The sequence below is a fragment of the Stutzerimonas stutzeri genome (assembly GCF_024448955.1).
GTDB lineage: Bacteria > Pseudomonadota > Gammaproteobacteria > Pseudomonadales > Pseudomonadaceae > Stutzerimonas > Stutzerimonas stutzeri_AQ.
On the sequence record NZ_JAMOIH010000013.1, the window covers coordinates 1 to 13,701 of the forward strand.

General features: G+C 62.2%; 15 protein-coding genes. 4 read left to right on the forward strand and 11 right to left on the reverse strand.

Annotated elements, in window-relative coordinates; all coding sequences use genetic code 11:
- Nucleotides 1-431, forward strand: a 431-nt coding sequence (locus tag NA645_RS14325; RefSeq protein ID WP_256049444.1) for an FAD-dependent oxidoreductase, incomplete at its 5' end; no start/stop codon positions are given.
- A gap of 67 nt (nt 432-498) precedes the next feature.
- On the opposite strand, the gene NA645_RS14330 is transcribed toward NA645_RS14325, so the two are convergent.
- The 4 genes from NA645_RS14330 to glyQ are packed head-to-tail and all read right to left on the reverse strand — an operon-like array spanning nt 499 to nt 4,793.
- Nucleotides 499-1,251, reverse strand: a complete 753-nt coding sequence (locus NA645_RS14330) for a lysophospholipid acyltransferase family protein (protein WP_256049445.1) — start codon at nt 1,249-1,251, stop codon at nt 499-501.
- On the reverse strand, nt 1,251-1,790 hold the full coding sequence (gmhB, locus tag NA645_RS14335; RefSeq protein WP_256049446.1) for a D-glycero-beta-D-manno-heptose 1,7-bisphosphate 7-phosphatase: 540 nt from the start codon (nt 1,788-1,790) through the stop codon (nt 1,251-1,253). Before gmhB ends, NA645_RS14330 begins: the two co-directional genes overlap by 1 nt.
- 4 nt (nt 1,791-1,794) lie before the next feature.
- Nucleotides 1,795-3,849, reverse strand: coding sequence for a glycine--tRNA ligase subunit beta (glyS, locus tag NA645_RS14340; RefSeq protein WP_256049447.1), 2,055 nt, complete (start codon nt 3,847-3,849; stop codon nt 1,795-1,797).
- The gene (gene glyQ, locus NA645_RS14345) at nt 3,846-4,793 is read right to left on the reverse strand and encodes a glycine--tRNA ligase subunit alpha (protein WP_256049448.1); all 948 of its coding nucleotides are present in this window, start codon (nt 4,791-4,793) and stop codon (nt 3,846-3,848) included. The genes glyS and glyQ overlap by 4 nt, the downstream gene beginning before the upstream one ends.
- Nucleotides 4,794-4,932: 139 nt before the next feature.
- Between glyQ and NA645_RS14350 the strand changes: the two genes are divergently transcribed.
- The 3 genes from NA645_RS14350 to NA645_RS14360 are packed head-to-tail and all read left to right on the forward strand — an operon-like array spanning nt 4,933 to nt 6,742.
- Nucleotides 4,933-5,499 (forward strand): DNA-3-methyladenine glycosylase I, encoded by a 567-nt coding sequence (locus NA645_RS14350; RefSeq protein ID WP_256049449.1) that lies wholly within the window; start codon nt 4,933-4,935, stop codon nt 5,497-5,499.
- A gap of 60 nt (nt 5,500-5,559) precedes the next feature.
- Nucleotides 5,560-6,447 carry a lysophospholipid acyltransferase gene (locus NA645_RS14355; RefSeq protein ID WP_256049450.1) on the forward strand — a complete coding sequence of 296 codons (888 nt, stop codon included), beginning with the start codon at nt 5,560-5,562 and terminating at the stop codon, nt 6,445-6,447.
- Between the two features lie 28 nt (nt 6,448-6,475).
- Nucleotides 6,476-6,742 (forward strand): PilZ domain-containing protein, encoded by a 267-nt coding sequence (locus NA645_RS14360; RefSeq protein WP_256049451.1) that lies wholly within the window; start codon nt 6,476-6,478, stop codon nt 6,740-6,742.
- Between the two features lie 28 nt (nt 6,743-6,770).
- Here NA645_RS14360 and NA645_RS14365 read toward each other — a convergent pair whose 3' ends face one another.
- The 7 genes from NA645_RS14365 to rsmB form a co-directional block, all read right to left on the reverse strand.
- A complete protein-coding gene (locus tag NA645_RS14365; protein WP_256049452.1) occupies nt 6,771-7,088 on the reverse strand; it encodes a tetratricopeptide repeat protein in 318 nt (105 codons plus the stop codon).
- Nucleotides 7,089-7,263: 175 nt separating this feature from the next.
- The gene (gene ehuA / locus NA645_RS14370; protein ID WP_272892074.1) at nt 7,264-8,097 is read right to left on the reverse strand and encodes an ectoine/hydroxyectoine ABC transporter ATP-binding protein EhuA; all 834 of its coding nucleotides are present in this window, start codon (nt 8,095-8,097) and stop codon (nt 7,264-7,266) included.
- Nucleotides 8,094-8,753, reverse strand: coding sequence for an ectoine/hydroxyectoine ABC transporter permease subunit EhuD (gene ehuD, locus NA645_RS14375; protein ID WP_256049453.1), 660 nt, complete (start codon nt 8,751-8,753; stop codon nt 8,094-8,096). Before ehuD ends, ehuA begins: the two co-directional genes overlap by 4 nt.
- A complete protein-coding gene (gene ehuC, locus NA645_RS14380) occupies nt 8,750-9,409 on the reverse strand; it encodes an ectoine/hydroxyectoine ABC transporter permease subunit EhuC (RefSeq protein WP_256049454.1) in 660 nt (219 codons plus the stop codon). Before ehuC ends, ehuD begins: the two co-directional genes overlap by 4 nt.
- A gap of 245 nt (nt 9,410-9,654) precedes the next feature.
- Entirely contained in the window at nt 9,655-10,509 is an 855-nt protein-coding gene (gene ehuB, locus NA645_RS14385) for an ectoine/hydroxyectoine ABC transporter substrate-binding protein EhuB (protein ID WP_256049455.1), read from the reverse strand.
- Nucleotides 10,510-10,859: 350 nt separating this feature from the next.
- On the reverse strand, nt 10,860-12,233 hold the full coding sequence (trkA, locus tag NA645_RS14390) for a Trk system potassium transporter TrkA (protein WP_256049456.1): 1,374 nt from the start codon (nt 12,231-12,233) through the stop codon (nt 10,860-10,862).
- A 139-nt stretch (nt 12,234-12,372) separates the two neighbouring features.
- Entirely contained in the window at nt 12,373-13,698 is a 1,326-nt protein-coding gene (gene rsmB / locus NA645_RS14395) for a 16S rRNA (cytosine(967)-C(5))-methyltransferase RsmB (protein ID WP_256049573.1), read from the reverse strand.
- Nucleotides 13,699-13,701: the final 3 nt, after the last annotated feature.

Consider the following 13,701-nt stretch of genomic DNA (forward strand, 5'->3'; position numbering starts at 1 on the left):
ACGTCACGCTGATCGAGTTCGACAGCCAGTTGCGTGCCGACGCCGTGCTGCAGAAGAAGCTGCACAGCCTGGCTAATGTCACCGTGATCACCAGTGCGCTGACCAGTGAAGTCATTGGCGACGGCCAGAAGGTCACCGGTTTGACCTACAAGGACCGCAACTCCAGCGAGTTTCACAACCTGGAACTGGAAGGCATCTTCGTGCAGATCGGCCTGCTACCCAACTCCGACTGGCTGAAGGGCACCGTCGAACTGACTTCGCGCGGCGAGATCATCGTCGATGCGCGGGGCGAGACCTCGCTGCCGGGCATCTTCGCGGCGGGCGACGTCACCACGGTGCCGTACAAGCAGATCGTCATCGCCGTCGGCGAAGGCGCCAAGGCCTCGCTGAGTGCGTTCGACCACCTGATCCGCAGTTCTGTCGAAGACTGAACCTGACGGGCACGAAAAAGGGGGAGCAGATTTCGGTCTGCTCCCCCTTTCGTTGTGCTCTGGACTGCTATTTCTTTGCCGTCAGATCCCCATCCTCGAGCTGCCTGACATACGCATTGATCCAGTCTTCCGCGCGTTGATTGAGTTCGGCAACAGCGCGAGGGCCTTCGCTTTCGGCATACATCGCTGGGCCGATAACCACTTGTATGGTGCCGGGTTTCTTGCCCCAACCACTCTTGGGCCAGAACATCCCAGCGTTATGTGCGATCGGCAGGACTGGCAACCCGGCGTTGACGGCAAGCGCCGCACCGCTCCGGGAGAACTTACCCTGCTCGCCGACCGGTACGCGCGTGCCTTCCGGGAAAATCAGCACCCAGGCGCCCTGCTCCAGCCGCTCATGGCCTTGCTTGGCCACCTGCCGCAGCGCGGCCTTGGGATTGTCGCGATCGATAGCGATGGGTTTGAGCAACATGATCGCCCAGCCAAAGAACGGCACCCGCAGCAACTCCCGCTTGAGCACCTGGGTCAGAGGCTCGAAGTAGGCCGACAGGAAGAATGTCTCCCAGGTGCTCTGGTGCTTGGCCAGAATCACGCAAGGGCGCGACGGGACGTTCTCCGCACCGTGCACCTCGTAGCGCAGGCCGACCAGCGTCTTGCCCAGCCACACGGCGCAGCGGCACCAGTTCTGTACCACGAAGCGGTAGCGCATGCGGAACGCCATGAACGGAGCGAAGACCAGGCAAACCAAGCACCAGGCGAATGCGGTGAAGGCCAGAAGGAAATAGAACAGCGCAATCCGTGCGGCAAACAGAAGCTTCATCACGATGCCCTCAGCAGGTGATCGGCAACCGCCGCGAGGTCATCGAATACCTGGGTTCCGGGTGGCAGCGCGCCTTCCAGCGTACGCATGCCCTTGCCAGTCCTGACCAGGTAAGGCGCACCGCCCAGGAGCATACCGGCATGCAGGTCACGATGGCTGTCGCCGACCACCGGTACATCTTTAAGATCGGGCAAATGAAAATGCTCGGCAATTTTATGGAACAGCCCCGGCAGGGGCTTACGGCAATCACAGCCATCGTCCGGACCATGCGGGCAATGCATGATCAGGTCGATGCGTCCGCCCTGCTCCATCACCAGCTGCTGCATCTTGAAGTGCATATCGTCGAGCATTGAGGCATCGAACATGCCTCGCGCCAGCCCGGACTGGTTGGTGGCGACCGCCACCGTCCAGCCCGCCTTGCACAGGCTGGCGATGGCCTGGAGAGAGCCTGGAATCGGAATCCATTCATCCAGGTTCTTCACATATGCATCGGAGTCCTCGTTGATGACGCCGTCGCGGTCGAGCACTATCAGTTTCACCGGCTTAGCCAAGTGCGGAAATATCGGCGACGCCAAGGAACAGTCCTCTCAACCGGGCAAGCAAGGCATAGCGGTTGGCACGTACCGAAGCGTCTTCGGCATTGACCAGTACCGCCTCGAAGAAGGCATCCACCGGGCCGCGCAGATGCGCCAGACGCTCGAGCGCCTCGCGATACTGGCGCGCCGCTGCGAGCGGCTGCACGGCTTGTTCGGCTTGTTGCAACGCCGAATAAAGCGAGAACTCGGTGGCGTTGTCGAACCAGCGGGGCTCGACGGTTTCCGGCAGCTTCGCTTCGAACTTGCTCAGCAGGTTCGAGACACGCTTGTTGGCCGCTGCCAACGCTTCTGCTTCCGGTAGCGTGCGGAACGCCTGCACCGCCTGTACACGCTGATCGAAGTCCAGCGCGGAGCCTGGCTGCACGGCGCGTACCGACAGATAGGAAGCAACTTCGATGCCCTCATCCTCATAGCGTGCCCGCAGGCGATCGAAGATGAACTCCAGCACCTGATCGGCCAACCCGTCGGCCTTGACCTGCTTGCCGAACTGGCCGATGGAGAAGCGCACGGCCTCTACCAAGTCGAGATCCAGTTGCTTCTCGATGAGGATGCGCAGAATACCCAGCGCCGCACGACGTAGCGCGTAGGGGTCTTTGCTGCCGGTAGGCAACATGCCGATGCCAAAGATGCCGACCAGCGTGTCCAGCTTGTCCGCCACCGCCAGAATCGCACCCGTACGGGTACTTGGTAGCTCGGCGCCGGCACCACGCGGCATGTACTGTTCGTTCAACGCCAGCGCCACGTCCTGCGGCTCGCCATCGTTGAGCGCGTAGTAGTAACCAGCAATGCCCTGCATTTCCGGGAACTCGCCGACCATTTCAGTGGCTAGATCGCACTTGCTCAAAAGGCCGGCACGAGCGGCCCATTGCGGATTGCCGTCGGTGCGCTCGGCGATGAAAGCGGCGAGCTGCGATACCCGCACGGCCTTGTCGTAAACGGTGCCCAGCTGCGCCTGGAAGATCACGTTCTTCAGCCGTTCGTTGAAACTTTCCAGCTTCTGCTTCTTGTCCTGTTTGAAGAAGAATTCGGCGTCGGTCAGGCGCGGGCGCACCACCTTCTCGTTACCGGCAACGATCTGCGCCGGGTCTTTCGATTCGATGTTGGCCACGGTGATGAAGCGCGGCAGAAGTTTGCCGTTTACATCCAGCAGGCAGAAGTACTTCTGGTTGTCCTGCATGGTGGTGATTAGCGCTTCTTGTGGGACTTCCAGGAAGCGTTCTTCGAAGGAGCACACCAGCGGAACCGGCCATTCGACCAGCGCAGCGACCTCATCGAGCAGGGCCGGCGGCACGATGGCGGTGCCGTTCTGCTCGCTTGCCAGTTGCTCGACGCGCTTGGCGATCAGCTCGCGGCGCTCGGCGAAGTCGGCGATCACGCGGGCTGCGCGCAGGTCTTCCAAGTAACTGGTTGGCTTGGAAATGCGCACCTGACCCGGGCTGTGGAAACGGTGGCCGCGCGATTCGCGTCCAGCGCGCTGCGCGAGAATGGTGCAGTCGACGACCTGATCGCCCAGCAGCATCACCAGCCACTGAGTTGGACGAACGAATTCTTCCTTGCGCGCGGCCCAGCGCATGCGCTTGGGAATCGGCAGCTCATTCAGCGAGGTTTCGACTATGCCAGGCAACAGCTCGGCGGTCGGCTGGCCGGGTATCGAGCGGCTGTAACGGAGCTTCGGGCCGCTGCGGTCGATCTCCGCGAGATCCACACCGCACTTGCGGGCGAAGCCCAGCGCGGCCTGGGTCGGTTCGCCTTCAGCGTCGAAGGCGGCCTGTAGCGGAGGCCCGTCGAGGTTGATGCTGCGATCGGGCTGTTCGGTATCGAGCTGCTCGACCAGCACCGCAAGACGCCGCGGCGCAGCGAAGGCCTGTACACGGGCATGCTTGAGGCCGGCTTCCTTCAGACCCTTCTCGATACCGGCGCGGAAGGCGTCGGACAGCTTGCCCAGCGCCTTGGGCGGCAGCTCTTCGGTGCCGAGTTCGACCAGAAAATCCAGTGCGCTCATTCTGCTGCCTCCAGCTTGGCCAGTACTTCATCTCGCAGGTCAGGGGCCGCCATGGGGAAGCCGAGTTTAGCGCGGGCCTGCAGGTAGCTCTGCGCTACCGAGCGGGCCAGTGCCCGTACGCGCAGGATGTACTGCTGACGCGCCGTCACCGAGATGGCCCGACGGGCATCCAGCAGGTTGAAGGTGTGCGACGCCTTCAACACCATTTCGTAGGTGGGCAGTGGCAGCTCCAGCTCGATCAACCGGTTGGCTTCCGACTCGTAGAAATCGAACAGTTCGAACAGCTTGTCGACGTTGGCATGCTCGAAGTTGTATGTGGACTGCTCCACCTCGTTCTGATGGAACACGTCGCCATAGGTGACGGTGCCGAACGGGCCATCGGTCCAGATCAGGTCGTAGACCGAATCGACGCCCTGCAGGTACATGGCCAGGCGCTCTAGGCCGTAGGTGATCTCGCCGGTCACCGGGTAGCATTCGATGCCACCGACCTGCTGGAAGTAGGTGAACTGGGTGACTTCCATGCCGTTCAGCCATACTTCCCAGCCCAGGCCCCAGGCGCCGAGCGTCGGCGACTCCCAGTTGTCCTCGACGAAGCGCACGTCATGCACCGAGGTATCCACGCCGATGCGGCGCAGCGACTCCAGGTAGAGGTCCTGAATATTGTCCGGGTTGGGCTTTAGCACCACCTGAAACTGGTAGTAGTGCTGCAGGCGGTTGGGGTTCTCGCCATAACGGCCGTCGGCCGGGCGGCGTGAAGGCTGGACGTAGGCTGCATTCCAGGTCTCGGGACCGACTGCGCGCAGGAAAGTGGCGGTGTGGAAAGTACCGGCGCCCATTTCCATGTCATAGGGTTGCAGGACGACGCAACCCTGCTCTGCCCAGTAACTTTGCAGGGCGAGGATCAGGTCTTGGAAGGTGCGCACGGCAGGCGTAGGCTGGGTCAAAATTTCACCTGTGCTGGCTTCGACAGAAAGCCTCGGAGTATACCCGATAACCGTTCCAACCCGTGGTGGCGCTTGCCTTTGGGTTGGATGCAGTGGTGACCTCGGCACTCTGCTCACGTCCCCTTTCGAGGACCGGAAAATGCCGCGTTGCGCCTGGTGCACTGATGACCCGCTGTACATCGACTATCACGACAGCGAATGGGGCGTGCCGACGCGTGATCCCCAGGTTCTGTTCGAATTTCTGATCCTCGAAGCCTTCCAGGCTGGGCTGTCGTGGATCACCGTCTTGCGCAAGCGCGAGCGCTATCGCCAGGTGCTGTTCGGGTTCGATCCGCAGCGGTTGGCGCAGATGAGCGACGCCGAAATCGACGAGCGTATGCTCGACGCGGGCATCATCCGCAACCGACGCAAGCTCGAGGCTGCACGCAGCAATGCCCAGCGTTGGCTGGAGCTGGAGGACCCGGTTGGCTGGCTATGGTCGTTTGTCGGCAGCCAACCGAAGGTCAACCGTTTCCGGTCGCACAGCGAGGTTCCGGCGGTGACCCCTGAAGCCGAGGCCATGAGCCGCGCGCTGAAGAAGGCCGGCTTCAGTTTCGTCGGCCCGACCATCTGCTACGCCTACATGCAGGCCTGCGGCATGGTCATGGACCACACCATCGATTGCGAGCGCTACGCGATGCTTGCCGGCACCTCGGTCAGTGCCTAGTACGAGTAGCCGAACACTGGAAGCAGTTACACTAGCGGCTTTGATTTTCGGGAGAGATCCTTGGACAAGTTCAAAGGTGCGCTGGTGGTCGGTTTCCTGCGCCTGTTCGCCCTGCTGCCCTGGCGCGCGGTGCAAGGCGTGGGCGGTGCTATCGGCTGGTTGATGTGGAAATTGCCCAACCGTTCCCGCGAAGTCGCCCGGATCAACCTGGCCAAGTGTTTTCCAGAACTGCCTGCCGCCGAACACGAAGCGCTGTTGGGACGAAGCCTGCAGCAGATCGGCAAGGCCTTCACCGAAAGCGCCTGCGCCTGGATCTGGCCGGCGGACAAGACGTTGCGTCTGGTCAGACAGGTCGAAGGACTCGAGGTGCTGGAACAGGCTCTGGCGTCCGGCAAGGGCGTCGTCGGCATCACTAGCCACTTGGGTAATTGGGAAGTGCTCAATCACTTCTATTGCGCGCAGTGCAAGCCGATCATTTTCTATCGTCCGCCGAAGCTCAAGGCGGTCGACGACCTGCTGCAACGCCAGCGGGTGCAGCTGGGCAACAAGGTCGCGCCCTCGACCCGTGAAGGCATCATCAGCGTGATCAAGGAAGTGCGCCGAGGCGGCGCTGTGGGTATTCCGGCGGATCCGGAGCCCAGTGAAGGCGCCGGCATATTTGTCCCCTTTCTCGGTACACAAGCGCTGACCAGCAAATTCGTACCCGGCATGCTCACCGGCGGCAAGGCCATTGGTGTGTTCCTCCATGCGTTGCGTCTGGAGGACGGTTCGGGCTACAAGGTGATCATCGAAGCGGCACCGCCGGCCATGTACGACGAGGATATCGAGGTTGCGGTCGCGGCCATGAGCGACGTCATCGGGCGCTATGTGCGCACCTGGCCGAGCCAGTACATGTGGACCATGAAGCGCTTCAAGAAGCGCCCGGCCGGCGAGCGTCGCTGGTACTGAAAGCTAACGAAGACAACAGGAACGTCAGATGGCCAACCAGCGACAGCATCCACGCGCGCCCATGAAGTGCCGGATACGCATCACGCATGAGTCCTTCGGCGAGGTGTTCGCCCACACGCGCGACCTGTCCGATGGCGGCGTGTATGTCAAACACCCTCAGCTGACCGAGCTTCGGCCCGGCATGATCGTCAGCGGTCAGGTACAGGATCTGCCGATCCCGGCACCTGTGCTGCAGATGGAAGTGATGCGTGTCGATGCCGAAGGTGTCGGCTTGCGCTTCGTGCAGGACAGCTGAGACCGAACCTGTCGCGCAATGGCTGGCACTAGACGCCGGCCTGCCTGTCCAGTTTGCGCAGAAACACGCCCATCTCCTTTTCCGCCTGCTTATCGCCGTGTGCTTGCGCCGCGACCACGCCCTGCTCCCAGGCCCGACGCGCGCCGTCGCGGTCACCGCTGGTCTGCAACGCTTTGCCCAATAGTTTCCAGGCCGCGGAATACTTCGGATCCTGTTCGACGCAGCGCTGTAGATGCGTTGCAGCCTGCGCCGCATCGCCGGCATCCAGATAACCTTTGCCAAGGCCGAAGCGCAGCATGGGATTATCCATGCCCTTGGCCAGCATCTTTTCCAGTGATTCGAGCATCTGCGCTCCCCTTCGATAAGCACGTGCGACAAGTTGGAGCTCAAGTCCGTAGGGCCGATTCATTCGGCCTGAGAGTAGGAAGGCCGAACAAGTTCGGCCCTAAGGCCGCCGCCCCAAAGAGTGCCTTGCCCGGTTACACACCAGCCGCCATTTTTCAATGATCCGAATCAGGACATTAGCTTGCCTGAGTGACCGCGCTGAGAAATTCCTGAGTGCGCGTTTCCTGCGGATTGCCGAACAGCTCTTCCGGCGTGCCCTGCTCGTGGATCCGGCCTTCGTTGAAGAAGCATACGCGGTCGGCGAACTCACGGGCGAAGCCCATCTGGTGAGTGACCATCAGCATGGTCAGGCTATGCGCGTCGCCCAGTCGGCGGATGACATTGAGCACTTCGCCGCATAGCTCGGGGTCCAGCGCCGACGTCACCTCGTCGAACAGCATCACCTTTGGCCGCATGGCTAGCGCGCGGGCGATGGCAACCCGCTGCTGCTGGCCTCCGGACAGCTGCGACGGGTAATGGTCGAGCTTGTCTTCCAGCCCGACCATCGCCAGCAATTCCTCGGCGCGCTCGCGCGCTTCCTTTTTCGACAGCCCCAGCACCTGCACCGGCGCTTCCATCACGTTCTGCCGGGTGCTCATGTGCGGAAACAGATTGAAGCTCTGGAACACCATGCCCACCTTGCCGCGAACACGGCGCAGGTGACGGGCGTTGGCGCGAACCAGATCACCGTTGTTTCCGGGCATATGCGTCAGCGGCTCGTCATCGACCATGATTACGCCCTCGTCGATTTCCTCCAGCGTCATCAAGGCGCGCAACAGCGTGGATTTGCCAGACCCGCTGGGGCCGATGATGGCGACCTTTTCGCCGTTGCGCACGTCAAGATCGAGATGGTTGAGCACGGTCAGATCGCCGTAGCGCTTGGACACGTCGCGAAACTGCACCATGATTTCCGGCTCATTGGCCGCAGCGGTCGGGTTCGAGTTTTCGGTGGTGGGCATCACTGCGTTCATCGGGCGAGCTCCATACGGTTTTCCAGACGGCGCACGAACCAGGCGAGGCCGAGACTGAGAATGAGGAAAAACAGACCGACCATGGTGATCGGTTCCAGATAGCGGAAATGCTCGGAGCCGATGTTCTTGGCCCGCTGCATGATTTCCACCACGGTAATTGCGGACAGCACTGGCGTGTCCTTGAGCATCGAGATCAGGTAGTTGCCCAGCGCCGGCAGAATGGGCCGCAGGGCCTGCGGCAGGATGATTGTGCGGTAGGCGTTGAGCGGCTTCATGTTCAATGCCGTCACCGCTTCCCATTGCGCACGCGGCACAGCATCGAGCCCGGCACGGTAGACCTCTGCGGTGTAGCAGGCGTAGTGCAGCGCGATGCCGATGATGCCAGCCTGCAGCGCTGACAGATTAAGGCCGTAGTTGGGCAGCACGAAGAACAGGAAATACACCTGAATCAGCAGCGGCGTGCTGCGGATGAATTCGATCAACCCGGTCACCGGCCAGGACAGCCAGCGATGCCGACTGCGTCGGCCCACGGCGAGGAACAGACCCAGAACGATGGCGATGGAGAAGCCCGCCAGGGTGATGCCGATGGTTTTCAGCGAGGCGTCGAGCAGCCTGGGCAGAATCTCCAGGGCGAATGCCCAATCGAAGAAACTCATGACAGCCCTCCCCGCACGCGTCCGCGCGCCAGGCGCCGTTCGAGCATTCGCATGGAAAAGTTGATGAGCTGCGCAAGAACGAAATACATCACCAGTGCCAGGCCGAAGATTTCCAGCGTCATCAGCGTGGCCTGATCCAGCTGGCGCGCGCGAAATGCCAGATCCGACAGGGTGATCAACGAAACCAACGAGGTGTTCTTCAGCAGCTCGATCAGCAGGTTGGTGCCCGGCGGAATCGCCGCCAGCAGGGCCTGTGGCAGGATCACTCGGCGCAAGCGCTGCCAAGCGGTCATGTTCAGCGCCTGGCACGCCTCGTATTGCCCCTCATGCACCGAACGTATGGCGCCGCGCAGCACTTCCGCGCCATAGGCGCCAATGTTCAGACCGAGGCCGACGACTGCGACGCTGAAGGCGCTCATGGACAGATTGAACGGCGGCATCGGCAACACGAAATAAAGCCAGAACAGCTGGACCAGCAACGAGCTGCCGCGAAACACCTCGATGTAGGTGATCGCCAGCCATCGTAGCGGTGCGATTGGCGAGAGCCGGCCCAATGCGCCAACCAGCGCCGCGGCAATGGCCAGCAAGGCGCCCCAGAAGGTGACCTGTACGGTCACCCAGGCGCCTTGCAGCAGAAGGGGAAGTAATTCATTCATCTTGGATTTCCGGTTGGCTCCGGGGATGTTGGAGCTGGGATCGCAGGTGACCCGGTAAGGCCGGCTGCGTGAGCGGGCTGCGGTCCGGCCACCGCGTGGCGTCTTGCGTCCGGCGGCGGGGAGCAGGCATGCGTGAGTCGGCGCAGCGCGATGACGCGCGGCGACCGACCGGAGGCAGAAGCACTATCGAAGGACTGTTCACCGAGGGAAGTCCGGGGCGGCATCAGCGGCCGCGCCGAATCCATTCAGGCGCTACAGAGCTCCTCGGCAGTCTTGTCGGTGATGTTCGAGCGATCGAAGCCGAACGGCTCTACGGTTTTCAAGTGCTCGTCACTGCCCAGCCACTTCTTCAGCTCGGCGTTGACCGCATCACGCAGCGCCTTGTCTTGGGGACGGAATGCCAGGGCACCGTAGCCGGTGTGGGCCGGATCGTCCTTGAAGTCGGTGGTCGCTTCGACCTGATCGCCGGCCTTATCGGCCAGTCCCTTCATGGTCAGTTGGGTGCCGATCGCGGCGTCGGCGCGGCCGGTGCGTACGGCCTGCAGTTGCGAGGTGGTGTCGGGCACCTGGACGATCTGCGAATCCTTGATACCGGCTTCGCGCGCATAGGCGAGATTGACCGTGCCGGACATGATGGCCAGTTTGGCTTCGGGGTCGTTGGCGATATCGGCGTAGCTGCGCAGGTTCTTCGGGTTGCCGGTTTTCACCAGCAGGGTATCGGGCAACTGGTAGTGCGGATCGGTGAACAGCACCTGCTTGCAGCGCTCCGGCGTGATGTACATGCCGGCAGCGATGAGGTCGAAGCGGCTGGCGCGCAGGCCGGGAATCAGCGAGCCCCATTCGGTGAGGACGGGGTTGATGGTTTCGATGCCCATCTGCTGGAAAATCTTTTCGACTATTTCGGGGGACTCGCCGGTGACGCTTCCGTCGGTGGCGGTGTAGGCGAATGGGGTTTCGTTGGCGTAGCCGATGCGGACGCTACTGCTGTCCTTGATGTCATCCAGGGTATCGGCCTGGACCAGGCTGCTGATGGTCACACTCGCTAGCGCAGTACAACCGACCAGTAGCCGGGCAATGGGTGAGATGCTGAAATTCCTCATGGGGTGTCTCTCCTGTGTTCCTTTGAAATCCGCAAGGCGGATCATTAGCTTTAGGAGGCCGCCGCCAGGGGCGAACGTGGTCAAACCTGTGTTGAATGCGGTTGCCTCGGTTGTTGTTATTGCCATCACCGCAGGTTAACGAAGCGCCGTCACACGGCTTGCTGGCTTCGTATCCCTGACCGGAGGATACAAAAGCCGAGCAGTTAACGGAAATGTAGAGGCTATCTGAGCCGATTCGTCTCGAATCAGCTGCAAAAAAGAGAAGGGTCACCGTCTGGCTTGAATCCGGCCAGCTGCTGCGGTGCCGGGCTTGCCCGGCGTCGGTGAGAAAACGGCAGCAATCCGCCAGATCAGAAAAAAGTCAGGCCCGCCTGGAACAGCCGCTCCACGTCACGAATGTGCTTCTTGTCGGCGAGGAACAGAATCACGTGGTCGCCCGACTCGATGACGGTGTCGTCATGGGCGATCAGCACCTGCTCGGCGCGAATCACCGCGCCGATGGTGGAGCCCGGCGGCAAGGTGATCTTGCCGATGGCGCGACCGACGACTTTGCTCGAACGCGAGTCGCCATGGGCAATCACTTCAATCGCCTCCGCTGCGCCCCGGCGCAGCGAGTGGGCACTGACGATGTCGCCACGGCGTACGTGCGTCAGCAGCGTGCCGATGGTGGCCAGCTGGGGGCTGATGGCGATATCGATCTCGCCGCCCTGCACCAGATCCACGTAAGCCGGGTTGTTGATGATGCACATCACCTTGCGCGCGCCCAGGCGCTTGGCCAGTAGCGACGACATGATGTTGGCCTCGTCGTCGTTGGTCAGCGCCAGGAACACATCGGCGTCGTTGATGTTCTCCTCCACCAGCAGATCGCGGTCCGAGGCGCTGCCCTGGAGGATGATGGTGCTGTCGAGGGTGTCCGAGAGGTAGCGGCAGCGTGCCGGATTCATCTCGATGATCTTCACCTGATAACGGCTTTCGATGGCCTCGGCGAGGCGCTCGCCGATATGACCACCGCCAGCGATGACGATGCGGCGGTAGGAATCGTCGAGTCGGCGCATCTCGCTCATTACCGCGCGGATATGCGCACGCGCTGCAATGAAGAAGACCTCGTCGTCGGCTTCGATGACCGTATCGCCCTTCGGCAGGATCGCCTGGTTGCGACGGAAGATCGCTGCCACCCGCGTGTCGACGTTGGGCATGTGCTTGCGAATCTGGCGCAGCTCCTGGCCCACCAACGGCCCGCCATAGTAGGCCCGCACCGCGACCAGCTGGGCTTTGCCACCGGCAAAGTCGATCACCTGCAGCGAACCGGGATGCTCGATCAGGCGCTTGATGTAGTTGGTGACCACCTGCTCGGGGCTGATCAGTACGTCGACAGGTATCGCCTCGTTGCTGAACAGATTGGAGCGGGTGAGGTATACGGACTCGCGCACCCGTGCGATCTTCGTCGGGGTGTGGAACAGCGTGTAGGCAACCTGACAGGCAACCATGTTGGTTTCATCGCTGTTGGTCACCGCCACCAGCATGTCGGCGTCGTCCGCACCGGCCTGTCGCAGCACGGTCGGAAACGAGCCCCGGCCGACCACAGTGCGAATGTCCAGGCGATCACCGAGATCGCGCAGGCGATCGGGATCGGTGTCGACCACCGTGATGTCGTTGGCTTCACTGGCGAGGTTTTCGGCCAGCGTACCGCCCACCTGCCCCGCACCGAGAATGATGATTTTCACGAAGTCGCTCCTGAAGGGCAGCTTTCAACGCCCATTATTGGCCAGACTTGCCGATTGCCTATCGGTGGGTTGAAGCGGAGCGCCGCCCGGCACAAAAGCCGTAGGGTGGGCTTCAGCGCACCGATGTCCCCAGCCTGTCTCATTGAGACACGCTGGCCGTGGGTTGGGCCGCGATCTTCATCAGTTTGGCGTAGTAGAAGCCGTCATGGCCGTTCTCCTGCGGCAACAGCTGACGCCCATGAGACTGCTCGACACCGAAACCTTTCGGCAGATCCAGCTGGCGCGCGCCAGGCATGCGCGCCAGGAACGCCTCGATCACCTCGCGATTCTCGGTCGGCAGCACTGAGCAGGTGGCATACAACAGCACCCCACCGACCGCCAACGTTGGCCAGAGCGCATCGAGCATTTCGCCCTGCAGCGCGGCCAGCGGCGCGATGTCATCGGCCTGGCGGGCCAGCTTGATGTCTGGATGACGGCGGATCACGCCGGTCGCCGAACAGGGCGCGTCGAGCAGAATCCGTTGAAAGGGTCGGCCATCCCACCATTGATCCGTCGCGCGTGCATCGGCGGCAACGAGCTGTGCCTTCAGTTGCAGACGATCAAGGTTTTCCTGCACGCGTTGCAGCCGCTTGGGCTCCAGATCCAGTGCGACGACTTCCGCCAACTTGGGCTCGCGTTCGAGGATATGGCAGGTCTTGCCACCCGGCGCGCAGCAGGCGTCCAGCACGCGCTGGTCGGGCGCCAGATCGAGCAGGCCGGCCGCCAGCTGCGCCGCTTCGTCCTGCACGCTGACGCGCCCTTCGGCAAAGCCCGGCAACAGATTGACGTCGCAGGCTTCGGCCAGACGGATACCGTCCTCGCTGTGGCTGCAGGGGAAGGCTTCGATACCGGCGGTCTGCAGTTCGGCGAGATAGCCGTCGCGCCCGGTCTGACGACGGTTGACCCGCAGCATCATTGGCGGATGGATGTTGTTCGCGGTGCAGATCGCCTCCCAGTGTTCCGGCCAATGCGCCTTCAGCGATTTCTGCAGCCAGCGCGGATGGGCGAAGCGGATCACCGGATCACGCTCCAGTTCGGCGAACAGCGCTTCGCCTTCGCGTTGAGCATTGCGCAGCACGGCGTTGAGCAGGCCTTTGGCCCAAGGCTTCTTCAGTTTGTCTACGCAGCCGACGGTTTCGCCGATGGCGGCGTGCGGCGGTATGCGGGTGTAGAACAGCTGATACAGGCCGATCAGTAATAGCGCTTCGACGTCTCGATCGGCGGCCTTGAATGGCTTCTGCAGCAGGCGTTCGGCCAGGCCGGCCAGACGCGGCTGCCAACGTGCAGCACCGAACGCCAGTTCCTGGGTCAGACCGCGGTCGCGCGCGTCGACCTTGCTCAACACATCGGGCAGGCTGCTGTTCAGTGAGGCTTTGCCGGCCAGTACCACACCGAGCGCACGGGCCGCGGCGAGACGCGGATTCATCGA